Annotated in this window: 25 protein-coding genes; 17 read left to right on the top strand and 8 right to left on the bottom strand. The window is 39.0% G+C overall.

Annotated elements, in window-relative coordinates; genetic code table 11:
* Positions 1 to 56: 56 nt before the first annotated feature.
* The gene (locus ACE198_RS08180) at positions 57 to 347 is read right to left on the bottom strand and encodes a cytosolic protein (RefSeq protein ID WP_375375188.1); all 291 of its coding nucleotides are present in this window, start codon (positions 345 to 347) and stop codon (positions 57 to 59) included.
* A 56-nt stretch (positions 348 to 403) separates the two neighbouring features.
* Positions 404 to 670 (bottom strand): DUF3055 domain-containing protein, encoded by a 267-nt coding sequence (locus tag ACE198_RS08175; protein ID WP_375375187.1) that lies wholly within the window; start codon positions 668 to 670, stop codon positions 404 to 406.
* Between the two features lie 230 nt (positions 671 to 900).
* Here ACE198_RS08175 and ACE198_RS08170 point away from each other — a divergent pair, with 230 nt between their 5' ends.
* Together ACE198_RS08170 and ACE198_RS08165 are read left to right on the top strand one after the other, a co-directional pair.
* Complete coding sequence (locus ACE198_RS08170; protein ID WP_375375186.1) at positions 901 to 1,338, top strand: DUF86 domain-containing protein; 438 nt, start codon at positions 901 to 903, stop codon at positions 1,336 to 1,338.
* A 67-nt stretch (positions 1,339 to 1,405) separates the two neighbouring features.
* Positions 1,406 to 2,170, top strand: a complete 765-nt coding sequence (locus ACE198_RS08165; protein ID WP_375375185.1) for a TIGR01457 family HAD-type hydrolase — start codon at positions 1,406 to 1,408, stop codon at positions 2,168 to 2,170.
* A gap of 30 nt (positions 2,171 to 2,200) precedes the next feature.
* On the opposite strand, the gene ACE198_RS08160 is transcribed toward ACE198_RS08165, so the two are convergent.
* Entirely contained in the window at positions 2,201 to 2,713 is a 513-nt protein-coding gene (locus ACE198_RS08160) for a phosphatidylglycerophosphatase A family protein (RefSeq protein ID WP_098572391.1), read from the bottom strand.
* Positions 2,714 to 2,910: 197 nt separating this feature from the next.
* Here ACE198_RS08160 and yutH point away from each other — a divergent pair, with 197 nt between their 5' ends.
* Positions 2,911 to 3,921 (top strand): spore coat putative kinase YutH, encoded by a 1,011-nt coding sequence (gene yutH / locus ACE198_RS08155; protein ID WP_098572392.1) that lies wholly within the window; start codon positions 2,911 to 2,913, stop codon positions 3,919 to 3,921.
* Positions 3,922 to 3,977: 56 nt separating this feature from the next.
* Here the strand turns inward: yutH and ACE198_RS08150 are convergent, their stop codons facing one another.
* The gene (locus tag ACE198_RS08150; protein WP_231507843.1) at positions 3,978 to 4,241 is read right to left on the bottom strand and encodes a NifU family protein; all 264 of its coding nucleotides are present in this window, start codon (positions 4,239 to 4,241) and stop codon (positions 3,978 to 3,980) included.
* A gap of 123 nt (positions 4,242 to 4,364) precedes the next feature.
* On the opposite strand from ACE198_RS08150, the gene ACE198_RS08145 reads away from it, so the two are divergent.
* The gene (locus ACE198_RS08145; protein ID WP_098572393.1) at positions 4,365 to 4,691 is read left to right on the top strand and encodes a YuzD family protein; all 327 of its coding nucleotides are present in this window, start codon (positions 4,365 to 4,367) and stop codon (positions 4,689 to 4,691) included.
* 87 nt (positions 4,692 to 4,778) lie between these two features.
* On the opposite strand, the gene ACE198_RS08140 is transcribed toward ACE198_RS08145, so the two are convergent.
* Positions 4,779 to 5,846, bottom strand: coding sequence for an NAD(P)/FAD-dependent oxidoreductase (locus tag ACE198_RS08140; RefSeq protein ID WP_375375184.1), 1,068 nt, complete (start codon positions 5,844 to 5,846; stop codon positions 4,779 to 4,781).
* A gap of 225 nt (positions 5,847 to 6,071) precedes the next feature.
* On the opposite strand from ACE198_RS08140, the gene ACE198_RS08135 reads away from it, so the two are divergent.
* Positions 6,072 to 6,311, top strand: a complete 240-nt coding sequence (locus tag ACE198_RS08135) for a YuzB family protein (protein WP_098572395.1) — start codon at positions 6,072 to 6,074, stop codon at positions 6,309 to 6,311.
* 128 nt (positions 6,312 to 6,439) lie between these two features.
* Positions 6,440 to 6,805 (top strand): iron-sulfur cluster insertion protein ErpA, encoded by a 366-nt coding sequence (erpA, locus tag ACE198_RS08130; protein ID WP_375375183.1) that lies wholly within the window; start codon positions 6,440 to 6,442, stop codon positions 6,803 to 6,805.
* A 41-nt stretch (positions 6,806 to 6,846) separates the two neighbouring features.
* Here the strand turns inward: erpA and ACE198_RS08125 are convergent, their stop codons facing one another.
* On the bottom strand, positions 6,847 to 7,845 hold the full coding sequence (locus tag ACE198_RS08125; protein WP_375375182.1) for an NAD(P)/FAD-dependent oxidoreductase: 999 nt from the start codon (positions 7,843 to 7,845) through the stop codon (positions 6,847 to 6,849).
* A gap of 452 nt (positions 7,846 to 8,297) precedes the next feature.
* Between ACE198_RS08125 and ACE198_RS08120 the strand changes: the two genes are divergently transcribed.
* From ACE198_RS08120 to kapD, 9 genes are all read left to right on the top strand, one after another.
* The gene (locus ACE198_RS08120; protein ID WP_375375181.1) at positions 8,298 to 9,515 is read left to right on the top strand and encodes an NAD(P)/FAD-dependent oxidoreductase; all 1,218 of its coding nucleotides are present in this window, start codon (positions 8,298 to 8,300) and stop codon (positions 9,513 to 9,515) included.
* A gap of 192 nt (positions 9,516 to 9,707) precedes the next feature.
* The gene (locus tag ACE198_RS08115; RefSeq protein ID WP_375375297.1) at positions 9,708 to 10,145 is read left to right on the top strand and encodes an NUDIX domain-containing protein; all 438 of its coding nucleotides are present in this window, start codon (positions 9,708 to 9,710) and stop codon (positions 10,143 to 10,145) included.
* Between the two features lie 157 nt (positions 10,146 to 10,302).
* Entirely contained in the window at positions 10,303 to 10,428 is a 126-nt protein-coding gene (locus ACE198_RS08110) for a YuiA family protein (RefSeq protein WP_180230041.1), read from the top strand.
* Between the two features lie 140 nt (positions 10,429 to 10,568).
* The gene (locus tag ACE198_RS08105; protein WP_098572768.1) at positions 10,569 to 10,892 is read left to right on the top strand and encodes a YuiB family protein; all 324 of its coding nucleotides are present in this window, start codon (positions 10,569 to 10,571) and stop codon (positions 10,890 to 10,892) included.
* Positions 10,893 to 11,041: 149 nt separating this feature from the next.
* On the top strand, positions 11,042 to 11,650 hold the full coding sequence (locus ACE198_RS08100; RefSeq protein ID WP_098572769.1) for a 3D domain-containing protein: 609 nt from the start codon (positions 11,042 to 11,044) through the stop codon (positions 11,648 to 11,650).
* Between the two features lie 166 nt (positions 11,651 to 11,816).
* Positions 11,817 to 13,325: a leucyl aminopeptidase gene (locus ACE198_RS08095; protein ID WP_375375180.1), complete on the top strand. Its 1,509-nt coding sequence runs from the start codon at positions 11,817 to 11,819 to the stop codon at positions 13,323 to 13,325.
* A 170-nt stretch (positions 13,326 to 13,495) separates the two neighbouring features.
* Positions 13,496 to 13,723, top strand: coding sequence for a hypothetical protein (locus ACE198_RS08090; protein WP_098572771.1), 228 nt, complete (start codon positions 13,496 to 13,498; stop codon positions 13,721 to 13,723).
* 108 nt (positions 13,724 to 13,831) lie between these two features.
* Positions 13,832 to 14,215, top strand: coding sequence for a hotdog fold thioesterase (locus ACE198_RS08085; protein ID WP_251457933.1), 384 nt, complete (start codon positions 13,832 to 13,834; stop codon positions 14,213 to 14,215).
* A 177-nt stretch (positions 14,216 to 14,392) separates the two neighbouring features.
* Positions 14,393 to 15,016: a 3'-5' exonuclease KapD gene (gene kapD, locus ACE198_RS08080; protein ID WP_098572773.1), complete on the top strand. Its 624-nt coding sequence runs from the start codon at positions 14,393 to 14,395 to the stop codon at positions 15,014 to 15,016.
* Between the two features lie 51 nt (positions 15,017 to 15,067).
* On the opposite strand, the gene ACE198_RS08075 is transcribed toward kapD, so the two are convergent.
* Complete coding sequence (locus tag ACE198_RS08075; protein WP_375375179.1) at positions 15,068 to 15,238, bottom strand: hypothetical protein; 171 nt, start codon at positions 15,236 to 15,238, stop codon at positions 15,068 to 15,070.
* Between the two features lie 3 nt (positions 15,239 to 15,241).
* A complete protein-coding gene (kapB, locus tag ACE198_RS08070; protein WP_098572774.1) occupies positions 15,242 to 15,622 on the bottom strand; it encodes a kinase-associated lipoprotein KapB in 381 nt (126 codons plus the stop codon).
* A 113-nt stretch (positions 15,623 to 15,735) separates the two neighbouring features.
* Here kapB and ACE198_RS08065 point away from each other — a divergent pair, with 113 nt between their 5' ends.
* Positions 15,736 to 16,479, top strand: a complete 744-nt coding sequence (locus ACE198_RS08065; protein ID WP_098572775.1) for a peptidylprolyl isomerase — start codon at positions 15,736 to 15,738, stop codon at positions 16,477 to 16,479.
* 93 nt (positions 16,480 to 16,572) lie between these two features.
* Positions 16,573 to 16,782, top strand: coding sequence for a hypothetical protein (locus ACE198_RS08060; protein WP_098572776.1), 210 nt, complete (start codon positions 16,573 to 16,575; stop codon positions 16,780 to 16,782).
* Positions 16,783 to 16,978 lie beyond the last annotated feature (196 nt).

Genomic DNA, 16,978 nt, shown 5'->3' with positions numbered 1-16,978 from the left:
TTTATGTTTAGGTTTTGAACTTAGAAAACTGTCCAGCAACAGCGCTTCCGCTTTTTCTATGTGGATTCACTATACGGCGGCTGTTGATCTGCTTCGGGGTCATCATGGGTTGGATGGGCCCCGTCCATTTGCCGAGGAAGATTTTGATGAAGGGATTTATTTTCATAATTAAAGGCACTGTAAGTCCGTTGCCCTTCTTCCCATGGTGTGCTTTTGTTCTCAACTGGTTCGTCTTGACGAATGGCAGACCCAAAAGGACCTTCTGGGAATTCTTCTGCTGTAAGAAAGTTCCTTTGTTTTTCAACATTGGATAAATCCGTATACTTTTCTTCTTTATGTTCTGTCATGCTTACGCCCCCTTTAGCACTATTATTTTCAAAGGGAGCATAATTCATGACCAACCTTACACTAATTCCATTAAAAAGGATCTTAATTCTTCCGCATCTTCCTCTTTTAATTGAAAAGCGAATTCTAAATACCCTTCCTCTTGTAAATCGTCTAAGCCGATAATCGCAAAACGGCTTCCCTGCATATCAAGAACAAGATGCTTTCCATAATGACGGTCACTTTGAACAATCGCTAAATCAAAGCGTTGATGTTCACCAACGAAGCTGACAAATCTTGTTTTTGTATCTTCTGTATCATCGTATAAGAAAAAGCGTTCTTTCATTTAATGGTCTCCTTTAATAAACTAGATATTTTTAGACGTCTTCTATATAGTAACAAATAAAACCAATCAAGGGGAGTAAAGATTTTTACACCATTTTTTATAAGTTTTTACGATTCAAAACGCGAAGGCTGTCAAATTATGTTACAATAAATTTGAACTCTCGAAAGTTCTATGTCAGACTGTCTGCGCTTGCAAAGATAACAACTTAGAAAAATGGAGAAGGTGCTCATATGTATTTTGTTGATCAAGAAAAAATTGAAGAGATACTGAAATTTTTAGAAATGCAAATTCAACTGTTCCTAAGTCAAAAAGAGTGGTCCAACCCACTTGAAAAGGCAGCGCTAGAGCGTGTAAACCATATGATGATCGAGTCTGTTTTGGACGTCGGAAATGCAATGATTGATGGGTTTATTATGCGTGACCCAGGCAGTTACGATGACATCATTGATATTTTAATGGATGAAAAAGTGATATCATCTGAAACGGGAAATAGTTTGAAAGTGCTGATTCAATACCGGAAAATTCTTGTCCAATCTTATACAGATGTCAATCATCAAGAACTTCAAGTGACGTTTACAAAGCATTTACATGAGTTGGTGAATTTTGCGGCCAATGTTCGCGAATATCTTGTCACCGAGTTAGGACCGGTTTCAGCGTTTAAAAAATAATAATATATTAAGACCGTTGCGCGGTCTTTTTTGTTCTATATGGAAAAAACTTTTGGGAGTGTAACATATGAAAAATTACAAAGGTTATTTAATTGATTTAGATGGAACAATGTATAAGGGATCAGAACGGATTGAAGCTGCATCTGACTTTGTCAAGAAACTCCGGGATCAACAGATACCCTATCTTTTTGTTACAAACAATTCCTCAAGGACACCTGCACAGGTTGCTGCAAAGCTGACCCAGTTTGACATCCCGGCGGAAGAAAAGCAAGTGTTCACAACAAGCCAAGCGACGGCCAATTATATTTATGAACGAAAGAATGATGCCCGCATTTACGTGATTGGGGAAGAGGGGTTACGGACAGCAATAGAAGAAAAGGGGTTCCGATTTGCCGGAGAAGATGCTGAGTTCGTCGTGGTAGGAATCGACCGGGAGATCAGTTATGAAAAATTGACGGTTGCCTGTTTGGCGGTCCGCAATGGCGCAACGTTCATTTCCACTAATGGAGATATCGCCATCCCTACAGAAAGAGGCTTGGTTCCAGGGAATGGTTCACTAACATCTGTTATTACTGTTTCTACACAAACCAAACCGATTTTTATTGGCAAACCAGAAGCAATCATCATGGAACAGGCTTTAAAGGTACTGGGAACGCCGAAAGAAGAGACATTGATGGTCGGAGATTATTATGATACAGATATTTTAGCAGGCATGAATGCCGGGATAGATACATTACTAGTACATACAGGAGTAACGACCAAAGAACTGCTTTCCGGCTACGACCGGATGCCAACCTACACCGTTGATTCCTTAGATCAATGGAAGATTTAAAAAGGATGGGAAGCCCCATCCTTTTTCTGCTTATTTCTTTTCACTCTCAGCCCTAGCAGCCCGGTGTGCGAGTCGGCTCGATGCGGCAGCTGCAATAGCCCCGACGATATCATCTAAAAAAGTATGGCATTCGCCTGTTGATTTATCATTTAAATGCGCTAATATTCCAGGTTTTAATTTATCGATATATCCGTAATTGGTAAAACCAATTGAACCATATACATTTACAATCGAAAAGGCAAGAATTTCATCGACACCATAAAGACTTTCATCTGTTCCAATTATTGATTGGAGAGGCTCCTCAAGCATTCCTTTTTCAGCAAGGACATCCAGCTGTATTCCTGTTAAAATTGCGTTTTGAACCTCACGTTTGGCAAGAACGCGTTCCACATTTGCTAAACAGTCTTCCATTTTCAAGTTCTCATGATATTTTTCCTGCAAAAAGAAAACTAAATCAGCGATATCCTGTACTTTGACGCCTCTGTCATTCAGCCATCTACGTGCAGTTACTTCGGTTAGATTTACGTTTTTGTCGTCTGCCATTCCTCTGATCACCTTTTCTATGGATTTTCACTATATATATACTGTATTATTCTAACTTATGCAAAAGAAACTTAAAAAAAAGCATGGTTAAAACCTTATATTCTCCTTCATTTTTCTAAGCTATTCAGGAACAAGTTTTCTTAAGCTAAAACATATATATGAAGTAAGAAAAGGGAAAGAAATGAGGTGGACTATAAATGCTTCAAAAAATGCTGGAAAATCAATATGGCATTACGGTCGAGGAATATGTAAAACTGGATCGGTTTGATGCGTTAAGAGGAAATGGCTGGCTCTACTTAATCTCTAAACCAGCGGGCAAGGAAGAAGAAGATATTGCCGAACTTGAGAAAATCGCGGAGCATTTACGCAATTATGGTGATCAAAATGTTCCCGCCATTTTACCGTCTAAAGAAGGGCATTTAATTACAGAATGGGAAAAAAATAAATATTGTGTCCTTGCAAATCGACAACTGAAAGAACAGAAAAAAGTTAAATTGGGCAGGAAATTGGCAAAATTCCATGAGCGCGGCAGGAGAGTCCCCTTTCAAATAGAGAGGTCGAGCAGGATCGGACAATGGAAGACCTTATGGGAAAAACGGCTCGAGCAGATGGAAAAGGTGTGGAATGGTCTTCTTTTTCAAACACCTGAAGATGAATTTCAGCGGATGTTTATTGATTCCTTCCCCTATTATTTGGGGTTAACGGAAAACGCTATTCAATATCTAGTGGATACCGAGATTGATGATGAACCGCTTGAAACGGATAGCGGAACGGTTTGTCATGAACGGTTTACGCAAAAGACTTGGGGGCCGCACAATAATTATATGATCAAAAATCCGTTTGACTGGGTATTTGACCATCGCAGCCGGGACATCGGTGAATGGACAAGGGAAAGATATCTTCATAATTCCCAAACCTATGACGTGGAATTAAAGCGCTTTTTTGAAGAGTATCAAAGTATTGCACCTTTGTCGCCATTTTCCTGGCGATTATTGTATTCCCGGTTAATTTTCCCGCTCCATTACTTTGAATGTATAGAGAGTTATTATATTACCACATCCGAACAGGACAAAAAGGTATTAGAAGAAAAGTTAATGAGAATTTTACGCCAGTCCGGAGAATATGAACAATTTTTGGCGGGTTTTTATCAACTTACTGACGCTCCAATTAAGCGTTTAAACCTGCCTTTATTGGAATGGCTTTACTAAAACATGTTTTCATTAAAAAAGTGATTGCCTATGGATGGCAATCACTTTTTTGATTATTAAAATACCTGTTCTACTTCCACAATTCCTGGTACTTCTTCTAAAAGAGCTCTTTCAATACCAGCTTTCAGTGTGATGGTTGAGCTTGGGCAGCTGCCGCATGCACCTAACAGGCGAAGTTTGACAATGCCTTCTTCAACATCTACTAATTCACAATCTCCGCCGTCGCGAAGAAGAAATGGACGTAATTTATCTAATACTTCTTGAACTTGTTCAAAGATTTCTTGTTCTGCCAAATTAATCGACTCCCTTCCTATACTTATATTATAATGTCATCATCGTGAAAAATCCATTATCAGAAATTAGGAAAACACACATTTATAGTCATTTTCTTGGTTATATCGCAAAAATGAGTTAACCTGAAATAAAAAGGCGGGAATGAGTAGATGAATAGTACAGAAGTAGAAATTGTTGTTTACGGTGCAGAGCAGTTGTGCCCGAGTTGTGTCAATTTACCATCTTCCAAAGAAACGTTTGAATGGCTGGAGGCAGCGATAGCGAGAAAATTTCCAGACCAACCGTTTAAAATGACCTATGTGGATATCTATCAGCCCACTGGGGAGAGTGAAAAAATCGCGTTTGCAGAAAAAGTGGTCGAAGAGGATATGTTTTATCCAGTGGTTGTCATCAAAGACAAAATCGTTGGAGAAGGGAACCCGCGTTTAAAAACCATTTTTTCTGAACTAGAGAAACACGGATATACAGCTATATAATTGGAAGAAGCATTCCACCAAAACGGAATGCTTCTTCTTTGAATCAAGCTCCAGCGCCCCCTGTTCATGGCGCTGGAGCTTTTTATATTACCCGTTATGAAACTTATACATCCACAGAATCCCGGATTTAAGCAAGCGGGCGACACGTCCAGTAATGGCGCGGTCTGCCATCATCCCAAATCCGTGCTTTTTCCCAAGGGAACCAAGGATCCCTTTTAATTTTATTTGTGGGAATGATGTTGGAGGTTCTTCACCTTTCCAACGTCTCTTTAATACTTCAACAATTTGTTCCGCCTGACCTTCCGCTAATTGAGCACTAGGAGCATGGGGAAGACTTGCGCAATCACCAAGAATAAAAACATGTTCATCAGTGGGCAGGTGGTGAAGCGGGCTTATAACTAGTCTTCCCATTCCATCTTTTTCCCCGTCCATAGCGCGGACAATTTTATTGGCTTGAATTCCCGCGGTCCATACGATTACATCACAATGGATCGCCTGGTCGTGATTGTATAATACATTTTCTTCCACTTTGGTAATATTCGAGTTATTAATAATTTCGACATTGTTTTTTACAAACCAATTTTCAACATATTTGCTTAAACGTTCAGGGAATGCAGAGAGAATATGTTTTCCCCGATCAAATAATTTGATGTTTAGGTCTTCACGACTTTCGCTTAATTCACTTGCTAATTCCACGCCGCTAAGACCAGCGCCTACGATACCAACAACTGAGCCCGGTCCCAGATTATTTAAGACAGAGTAGGTAAGTCGAGATTTTTCAATAGACTGGATACTGTAAGTAAACTGATCAGCTCCCGGAACATCATGATACTTGTCCTCACAGCCCAGACCAATGATGAGGTCATCATAGTCGAGAGGCTCCGCATCCTTTAATGTAATCTTTTTTTCAGTTGTTTGAATTCCGATTACTTCACCATAAACTACTTCTAATCGTGGGTGCTCCGGAAAAGCAACTCTTACTTCTTTGTCAGAAATTGTTCCTGCCGCTAATGCGTAATACTCCGTTTTTAAACAGTGGTAAGGTACACGGTCCACTAGTGTAATGGTCACGTCCTCTGGTAAATGGTTAGGGAGAAGTTCATTTAGAATCTTCATTCCGCCGTAACCGCCACCAAGAATTACAAGGTTTTTCATTTTTATTACCCCTTTGAATAGCCCGTTTCATATTTAAAATTGCCTAAAATGTCAAAAAAAAATAGTAGAATAATAAATCCGTTCCTTTAACACATACGAGTATAGCGGAATTATGACAAAATAACAACAATTTTCATGATTTTCTTGACATCGTTATAGTATACATGGTATTTGACGGAGTGGATGAAATGGAGTAGGATAATTAGTTGTGGAGAGGTGAAAGCAATGATTCAACCCATCATCGAATTTTGTATAAGCAATCTTGCGAATGGTGCACAAAAGGCACTAGAGAAATTAGAAAAAGATCCCAATTTGGATATTATTGAATATGGATGTCTTGGATATTGCGGTAAATGTGCGACTTCGTTATATGCTCTCGTAAATGGGGAAGTAGTCACAGGAAAAACACCTGACGAATTGGTCGATAATATTTATCAATATTTGGAAGAGAATCCAATGTTTTAAAATAGGGAGCGTCGCCGCTCCCTATTTATATATATTTCATATGATAGTACGAAGGAATCGTATAATTTGAGTAGTTAACAATACGTGTATATAATAAATTAAAAGCCTCATTAAGGGAGGGTATCATATTGAGTAATAATGTGGTTATTTTAACAGAAGCGGCATCGCTCCATATTAAAGAAATGATGAAGCATAACGAAGAAGAAGGCGCTTTGCTACGCGTTAGCGTAAAAGGTGGTGGATGCAGCGGTTTATCCTATGGGATGGGCTTTGAACATACAGTAAATGAAGATGATTTGAAACTTGAACAACATGGAATTCAAATCATAGTCGATAAAGAGAGTGCAGCGATTTTACAAGGAACCAAGATTGATTATAAAGAATCAATGATGGGCGGCGGCTTTACTATTGACAATCCGAATGCAATCGCATCATGCGGATGTGGGTCATCGTTTAGAACAGCTACTGCTACTGGTACTCCGGAAGAATGCTAAGGTAAATAAGAAAAAGCGTCCTTACAAAGGGACGCTTTTTCTTATTTATTGAACATCGAAGAACTGTGTATTGGTTGAATTTTTGCCTTTGGATCAATGAAGGCCTTTGCATTGTTAACAGCCGTAGGTGCTTCACCAAAGCCACAGGCAATTAATTTCACTTTTCCTTCATAGGTACAAATGTCTCCAGCTGCATAAATTCCAGGGATGTTGGTTTCCATTTTTGAATTAACGACAATCGAATTCTTTTGGATGTCTAAGCCCCATTCCTTAATTGGTCCAAGTGAAGAAACAAAACCATAGTTACAAATGACAGCATCGACATCTACTGTAACCTTCTCTTTCCCATTAACGGTTTCAAGAACAACCTGTTTAATTCCACTTTCATCCCCAACTAATTCTGCAGGAACATAGGGTGTTTTCACATTTACTTTTGAATTATATAAGTTTTCTACACTATGCTCGTGGGCACGGAATTTATCTCTGCGATGGACAATTGAAACTTCCTCAGCGATCGGCTCAAGCATTAAGGCCCAGTCGACTGCAGAATCACCGCCGCCAAAAACAACTACTTTTTGACCTGCAAACTGATTTAAATCCTCAATAAAGTAGTAAAGATTTTTCCGCTCATATTGAGCAGCACTTTCGAGTTCTAAACGACGTGGTTGGAAGGCGCCATTTCCGGCTGTAATAATAATCGTTTTAGAATAATGGATTTCTTTGTTCGTTGTTAATTTAAATGTACCATCTTCTTGCTTCTCTAGCTTTTCAACCGATTGCTCTAGTGCAACCGTAGGTTGGAATTTCTTCATTTGTTCTTTCAGATTATTTATTAACTCTTGTGCACGGATTTTTGGAAAACCAGCTACATCATAAATATATTTTTCCGGATAAAGCGCAGACAATTGGCCGCCTAGTTGTGGCAAGCTCTCGATAATTTTCACTGAAGTTTGTCTCATGCCTCCATAAAAAGCAGTAAATAAACCGGTAGGACCTCCGCCAATAATGGTAATGTCGTAAACTTTTTGATTTTCTTCCACTCCGTATCCCCCCAACCTGTAGTAACAAACTCCCTCATTATAATATATCATAAAACGAAATATTCTCACATTCTTATGTGGGAATATTCACAACTGAGACAATTTTTAAAATACTTTTCTCAACATATATCATATTCAATTTTCCTCAAAACTTAAGATAAAAATTTATAAAAATCGCTTGATAATCGGGTGAAAGTAGCATAAGATGAATTGAGGATAGATTGTTAATTTTTTGTGACATAAATAGCACGATTTTATGTCAAGTAGTAAAATATAGCATTCTTAGCAATTACCTTGCTTGACCTATACATCTTCGGGAAATTGATTTTTTTTAACTTTATTCGTGAATTATATCACATACATTTTTTTATTATACAAAATAAAAATGGTCAAAGCAGTGGAAACTAAGAAAAAAGGGATTATCTAAAAAATAAAGGGTGGAAGTGATCACTTTGAGAAAGCCTAAAATTGTTATTCTCGGTGCTGGTTACGGTGGACTAATGACAACAGTTCGCTTACAGAAGTTAATCGGCGTGAATGAAGCGGACATTGTTTTAGTAAATAAAAATGACTATCATTATGAAACCACATGGCTGCATGAGGCGTCTGCAGGCACATTGCATCATGACCGCGTCCGGTATGATATCCGTGATGTAATCGACCGCAGTAAAGTGGATTTTGTTCAAGATACTGTCGTAGAAATTAACAAAGAAGACAAGAAGGTTATTTTGGAAAAAGGGGAAGTCAACTATGACTACCTTGTTATCGCCCTTGGTGGTGAACCAGAAACATTTGGGATCAAAGGATTAAAAGAATATGCTTTTGGAATTTCAAATGTAAACTCTTCTCGTCAATTGCGTGAACATATTGAATACCAATTTGCCACATACAATATGGAAGAAGAGAAAAGTGACAATCGTTTGACTATTGTTGTCGGTGGCGCTGGCTTTACGGGAATTGAATTCCTTGGGGAATTAACAAATAGAATCCCTGAATTATGTCATGAGTATGATGTGGATTCACATAAAGTGAAAATTATCTGTGTAGAGGCTGCTCCAACAGTACTCCCAGGGTTTGATCCGGAACTAGTGAATTATGCCGTGTCACAATTAGAACGAAAAGGTGTTGAATTCTTAATCGGAACAGCGATTAAGGAATGTACGGAAGAAGGCATCATTGTTGCTAAGGGTGAAGAGGAACCACGTGAAATCAAGGCAGGTACTGTAGTGTGGGCCGCAGGAATTCGTGGGAATGCTATTGTTGAAAAATCAGGCTTTGAAGCAATGAGAGGCCGGGTCAAAGTTCAGCCGGATCTTCGCGTTCCTGGTTTCGATGATGTTTTCATGATCGGTGACAGTTCATTGATGATTAATGAAGAGATCAACCGTCCATATCCACCAACTGCACAGATTGCGATGCAGCAAGGGGAAGTTTGTGCACGCAATATCGCTGCGTTAGTTCGTAATAAATCTGAGTTAGAAACTTTCACGTTTGATAATAAAGGGACTGTTTGTTCCCTTGGTGAAGATGATGCAATCGGGGTTGTTTTTGGTAAAAAAATAACTGGTGCAAAGGCGTCCTTCATGAAAAAAGTCGTCGATAATCGCTCTCTTTACATGATTGGCGGCGCTGGTCTTGTATTGAAAAAAGGAAAATTTAACGTATTTTAAATAGAAAAGCGGAGCGCCTTGGCGCTGCAGCTAGATTGTTATAAAAATTCAATCACAGAAAAAATTTAGTAAAAGGGACAGAGAAATCTGTCCCTTTTTGATATGATTAAAATAATGAATCGTGAAAGGGGGAGTTCGGTGAGTAGTCGTGAAAAAAGAGGCAAGGTTTGGTTGGCTGTTGCAGGGGTTGTAATGTCAAATGAGGGGAAATGGCTCGTCGTAAAAAAACGATATGGCGGATTAAAAGGCCAATGGTCATTGCCCGCAGGCTTTGTTGAAATGGGTGAAACAGCGGATGAGGCAGTGATTAGAGAAGTATTGGAGGAAACTGGAATCCAATGCCGGGTAAAGGGACTAATTGGTCTAAGAACGGGTGTGATTAACGGAGAAATTAGTGATAATTTGCTCCATTTTTTACTTGAACCGGTGAGTGACCAGGTGGTTAGTCATCAGGATAACGAACTTTATGAAGCGAGATTCATGGGGATAGAAGAATTATTCCATGAAAAAGATGCTTCTGTCATACTCCAATATTTAATTAGAAATGATATTACCTTTTTGAAACAAGCGATTGGTGATTTAAACCCAGGAGATCAGTTTGGATATACAGCTTATAAAATATTTTTGTAATTTTTAGAAAATTTAAGTAACGATAAGTAATTGTAAGAAAACTTGACATGTATCCGCTTTCTCGATTGAATTTGCCAGATTTTCGTCCTTTCTTTTTTAGAAAATCCTTGATATATTATCAGAAAATTAAGTTAATTATTAAGGAGATGATTTAGAAATGACAGTAAAAATCGTGGATTCAAAAGCGTGTGATTATTGTGCAGGGAAGGGCTATTTTCAATTAGTTCTAGGGGGATCGGAAACCTGCAGCTGCTGCGAAGGAACTGGCAAGAAAAAAGAATAAAGTTTATCGTATCATTGAAGTGCTTCTTCGACTTATTCGAGGAGCTTTTTTCTTGTAAATAAAAGAAATGCATTCGTTTATATTGACTCCTTTTTCGACATTCAGTACACTAAATGTTGATGTATAAGGGGGAATCTCGGATGCAAATGAGCATTGTTGTCTTAATCATATCGATTTTACTTTTCTTTGTTTTATTTTTTGGAATTGGGTTTATTCTCAATATGCTGCTTCGTATGTCATGGGTTATGGCTGTAGTTTATCCTATTGTGGCCATTTTTATTGTAGATAAAGTGAGTTTTAGTGAATATTTTACAAATAGTAAAATGGCATTTAATGAATTGGGCCACAGGTTTACTTCATTAGCCACTGCTGATATTCTCATTTTAATAAGTGGACTAGCTGGTGCGATAGCGGCAGGTTTCACGATCAAACTTTTACGAAAAAATGGATACCAAATGTTTTAAGACTCTTACCAAGGGGAGAAGACGGACTTTTCCCCCTGGAAAGAGTCTTTTTTATGATTTGCAATCACACATGCAAAATTTCACTTGTCCTTTTTTGAATATTTTCCTTTAACTTGGGAATGAATATTTTGGGAGGAGTGAAAATTTTGATGAATAAAATGATACATTGGAGTAGGCGTTTGGCCATGGTTTGTCTCTTCTTAATGGCAGTCTTTGCGACCTTCCAATCAATCTCTGGAGTAAATGCACAAATGTTTTTAAACCAATTTGCGTCTGTTCTTGCGTCGACTGAACCTGTTTCAGGAACCCAAAGGTCCTTGGAAAATGAAATTGATTGGTCAAAATATCCAAAACAAACAGTTACTGCCACTGGATATACAGCAGGAGTAGAATCAACAGGAAAAAGTGTTGGCCATCCTGAATATGGGATAACTTACTCCGGTGTAAAAGTAAAACGTGATTTGTTTTCTACGATTGCAGCAGACCTTAATGTATTTCCCATTGGAACGATCCTCTTTATCCCTGGCTATGGATATGGCGTTGTTGCCGATAAAGGCGGGGCTATCAAAGGGAATGAGCTAGACCTTTATTATGAAACGGTTGAGGATGTTTATAATAAGTGGGGCAAAAAGAAGCTCGATATTTATGTGGTCCAAAAAGGGAATGGAAAACTAACAGAGCAAACACTTAAATCATTAAATGAAGATAAATCGATGCAAGTCTTCCGCGGGCAGTATATTAGTTCTGAGAAGAGATAGAAGCAGGCTGCTGGCCTGTTTTTTACTTTTAGGCAGTGTTAAATGTTGATTGGAGCGGAAGGAAACAGGCAACTTTACCAGAGCCTATTTTTATAATAATTAGTTGCTCGAAATAAATAGGGTAATTCGCTATAATTAAACACGAATAATTTGGAGGTGAAGTAATTTGTTTAATGTTAAAAAAGAACTAGAATTAACAACAGAGCACGAAGGTTTAGTCATTGGACTCTTTGATAAACCTGAAAAATTCACAGGAGTTTTAGCATTGCTCGATGATGCATTCAATGGCCAATTAAGAGAGCTCATAAAATCAAGTGACATTTCAGCAAAGTTTAAAAGAATCAATAAAGTACATAGTTTAGGGAAAATCGGCTCAAAACGTATTTGGTTTGTTGGCCTGGGGAAGGAAAAGGAATTTACCTTTGATAAACTAAAATCTGCTTTCGGCAGTCTCTTTAAGGAAGTGAAGGCAAATAAACTTGAAGAAGCAGCCTTTTATTTAGATTCCTTTACAACTGAACAAGTTGATGGTTTGGACGCTGCCCATGCGCTGAGCGAAGCATTTGCTCTCTCAACTTATCAATTTGAAGGATACAAGCAAAAATCGAACGAACCGGAGAGAAAGCTGGCTCATCTAACGATTTATTGTGAGAGCCTTGATGAGGATGAAGTGCAGGCCTCGTTAACAGTAGGACATGTGTTTGGTAAAGGAACGAATTCGGCACGAACACTCGTTAACATCCCTGGCAATATGTTAACGGCAACAGATATGGCTAATTATGCACGGGAACTTGCACGTAAATATGCTTTTGAGGTGGAAATCCTGGATAAAGCTGAAATAGAGAAGCTTGGAATGGGAGCATTCCTTGCCGTGAATCAGGGTTCAACAGAGCCTCCTAAAATGATTGTCCTTAAATATCAAGGGAAAGATGAATGGAAAGATGTGATCGGCTTAATTGGAAAAGGCATAACCTTCGATACGGGAGGGTATTCCATTAAAACGAAATCAGGGATCGTGGGGATGAAAACTGATATGGGCGGAGCAGCAGCAGTCCTTGGTGCAATGGAAATCATCGGTGAGATTCAGCCTGAGCAAAATGTGGTCGCGGTTATTCCTTCTACGGATAATATGATTAGCGGCAATGCCTTCAAGCCTGATGACGTGATTACATCGATGAGCGGTAAGACCATCGAGGTTTTAAATACAGATGCGGAAGGACGGCTAGTTTTAGCAGATGCGGTAACCTATGCAAAACAGCATGGTGCAGACTATCTTGTAGATGTCGCAACTTTAACAGGAGGAGTAATTACCGCACTTGGTCTTCATACGACGGGGGCCATGACTAATCATGATCCATTATATGATCAAGTATTGGGAGCTTCCCTCGAAGCAGGCGAGCAAATGTGGCAGCTGCCATTGTTTGAAACGGAGATTGAACGGGTAAGAAACAGTAAAGTCGCCGATTTAAATAATTCCCCTGGCAGTGAAGGCCATGCGTTGGTTGCTGGGGCTTTTATTGGTGAATTTGCCGAAGGAACACCATGGGTGCACTTAGATATCGCGGGGACAGCTACCACCGCAAAATCCCATGATTTAGGACCTGCCGGTGCAACCGGAGTGATGACCCGGACACTTGCCTTATTTGTAGAACGGTTTGAACCCATCGAGAAATAATGATTTGAAAAAGTCTCCGAGACATCTTGGAGGCTTTTTTGTGCTATTGGAGCGCACCAGTGCAAACGCCGCTAACCTGGCGCTTCCGCCTTTTGTTTTTGCCCACTCAAAACCCCTTCCATTCGCATATGAAATAGTGTAGGCAAGTATAGAAGAAGGAGGTTTGCTGTATGTACCCTTATTATCGAAACCCTCATCAGGTCCAAGACCACAGATTTATTGGCTTCGGTTTGCCATTACTTGGAGGCTTTTTAGGAGGCTTATTAGGGGGTGCGTTAATTAGCCGGCCATTTTACGGATATCCAGGATTTTATCCGCCGCCCCCACCCCCATTTCCACCGCCAGGAGGCTTTCCTGGGGCTTTTTATCCCGGCTTCGGTGCCCCGTATTATTACTAAAATGAAAAAACAGCTCTTGGGCTGTTTTTTTATGTAAAAAAGGAAAATTAGTTAATAAAGCGAATAGTTTATATAGATGAAAACTGTTTACATATAGGAGGAAATAATATGATTGAAAATACATTGCTGCAATCTTTAGGAATTGAGATTACCCTAGTTGAAAAAGGAAGGGTTATGGCGACAATGCCTGTAGATGAGCGAACTCGTCAGCCATTTGGATTACTGCACGGTGGTGCATCTGTTGCTTTGGCGGAAACGGTTGCCAGTATAGGAGCATATGAATTGGCAGATAAAGAAACGGAGGGTGTTGCGGGTCTAGAGATTAATGCAAATCATGTTCGTCCGAAAACGGAAGGTGTGGTTACAGCGACTGCAACTGTCCTATATCAAGGGAGATCCACTCAAGTATGGGATATTAAAATTACAGATGAAGAAGGCCGCATGATTTGTGTATCAAGATGTACGATGGCAGTCATTAAGCTAAAAAAATAATCGCGAAAATATATGTTTATAGAAGAATGGATTATTAGGATTATTATTGATTAAAAATTTAAAAAATTAACATTAGTTTCGTGTTATAATATAAGAAAAAATAGAAAAAAAGCACAATTTTTTGTACATGTTTCTTTATATAATGTAGTAAGAGTAAACGTAAAGGTGGTGAAATTGATGCGGGCAAGGCGGCAACATTTATTTATCGATTTTGAGTTTACAATGCCTGAACGGAATGTTCGCATGAAGGATTTTTATGCGGAAATTATCGAAGTTGGAATTGTTGCAGTCGTAGATGATCAAGTAACAGAACAGTTCTCATCCTTTGTTACTCCACTTAAATTTCCAAAACTAACTGAACGCTGTAAATCCTTTTTACATATTTCTCAGCAACAGGTAGACAAGGGTTTATCTATTTTTGAACTTGTTAAAAAATTGGAGGAGTTCAACAAGAATAATTATGAAACAACCATTGTTACTTGGGGAAATATGGATATGAAGGTCCTTCGTCATAATTGTTTAAAGGCAGGGATTGCGTTTCCGCTAAACGCAGTGGAGTTGGATCTTTCCATGGAATATAAACGATTCTTTGGTGATCAAAATCAAACAGGACTTTGGAAGGCAGTTCAGGAATACGGGAAAGAAGGAACAGGCAAACATCATCGTGCACTGGATGATGCGCTGACTACCTTTAATATATTCAAACTCGTTGAAAAGGATAAACGTTATTTAGAAAAACCAGAGCCAACCACGATTGGGGATCGGATTGATTTTTCAAAGTTATTAAATGAATTCGCATAAAAGGCCAAATCATTCAAACTGATTTGGCCTTTAGCGTTTTTATATGCTCTGTTAATTTGCCTGTTGATTTCCGCTCCAGGCGCGTGCGGTTCGCGGGCGGTCCGGGGAGCCTCCTCGTCGCTGCGCGCCTGTGGGGTCTCCCCTGCCCCGTCCTCCCGCAGGAGTCTTCGCGCCTTCCACTCCAATCAACAGGGTGCAAAAATTAACATTGAGCTTTAACACAGCCTATATTTTATAATCCTTTTCAAGCGATTCCAAGGCTCTCAGACTCATTTCAGCCCATTCTGAATTAGTTTCTGTTAATTCCTGTTTCATTTTGGCTAGCGATTCTTTTAACGACTCTCTATAATCTGGAATCTCATTCTCAAAGGGCTTTACCATTTTGAGGGGGATATTCGCCTGCTCCCGAAAGCTGAGTGCTTTTCTCTCGTGAAAAATAAGTACATCTGCATCTTTAGGGTTATGTAAATCTCCTTGCATGGGATGTTTAAGCACAGCAAGAACTCGTACTAAATAATGCTGTGGACGTACCTCTGTTATTTCTCCAATATATTTTCCAGTCTTATAAATGGCTGTAACAATCTTACCAATTTGTAATTCCGACAAAAAAAACACCCCTTCCACTTTTCTCTTTTATTTTAATATGAATCATAGTAAATTTAAAACAATGTGTGAAATAATTTTATTTCGGTTAAAGTCAAAAATTGGAGGAATGATATATGAGGAAGAATCTGCATTTCTTATTAACATTATTTACAATTGTTCTAGTTTTGGCTGCTTGTGGGACAAGCACAAAGAAAGAAGAAGCAACCACCAAAAAGACCGCGCCAAAAACGGAACAGAAGGAAGGGGACCAAACTGTGTCAAATGCCGTCTATCCTCAGCTTTCAACAGAGGTGCTTGATAATGAACAACTCGTTGAAATGGAGACGTCAATGGGAAATATAAAAATTAAATTGTTTCCTAAGTATGCTCCGAAAGCAGTTGAAAACTTTGTAAAACATGGTAAAGAAGGTTACTATGATGGACTTATTTTTCATAGGGTTATTAAAGATTTCATGATCCAGGGCGGTGATCCGAATGGTAACGGTACTGGCGGGGAGAGTATTTACGGACAGCCTTTTGAAGATGAATTCTCGAAAAATCTTTATAATCTCCGCGGTGCTTTATCAATGGCTAATTCAGGCAGCAACACAAACGGAAGTCAGTTCTTTATTGTGCAAAGCTCGTCACTGGATTCTGCCATGAAGGACCAAATGGAAAAAGCAGGCTATCCAAAAGAGATTATTGAAGCCTATGATAAAAACGGTGGTACACCGTGGCTTGATCATCGTCATACGGTTTTTGGCCAAGTAGTTGAAGGAATGGATATCGTGGATAAAATTGCTAACACTCCTGTTGGTGCTCAAGATAAACCTGAGAAAGATGTGATCATTAAGAAAATCAAGGTGTTAGCAGAGTAACGATGAACCGTAGATTAAGAAGGTGGTATGAAAGGTTTTTTGTTGCTATAATAAATTATTAGAGCAGTTCCTTTAGAGAAAGGGAGAAGAAAAATGTTTCATCCATCGGTACTATCATTGTTTTTATACTTTCCGGAAGATAAATCGGAATATATACCTGCTGCAATCACTTTTGCGATTTTCTTAATTGGAGCCTTACTAACGATGCGCGTCATCATTTTAGTCTCCAAACGCGAGGCTAAAAAGGCAAAAGAATTAGAAAAACAATTGCAAAATCAAGAGCACACTCCAAGGAACAGTTAACCCAATACTGTTCCTTTTTGTTTGGATAAAGGATCGGGGGATTGCTCATACTAAATGCAAATTGTCTAGGGTAGTGTCAAAACTTCTATGAAAAAGTGACCTGAAGTTTTTTTCTTCTCTCTTTTTTGTAGTGGAGGTACCCGCAATCGCTCTTGACAAACACACCAATGGTTTGAGGTTCCTTTAACAAGGGCGA

The organism is Neobacillus sp. KR4-4 (assembly GCF_042136325.1).
In the GTDB taxonomy this organism is placed as follows: domain Bacteria; phylum Bacillota; class Bacilli; order Bacillales; family Cytobacillaceae; genus Neobacillus.
The sequence above is the reverse complement of the archived record's forward strand: the minus strand, read 5'-3'. Positions and strand labels throughout refer to the sequence as shown.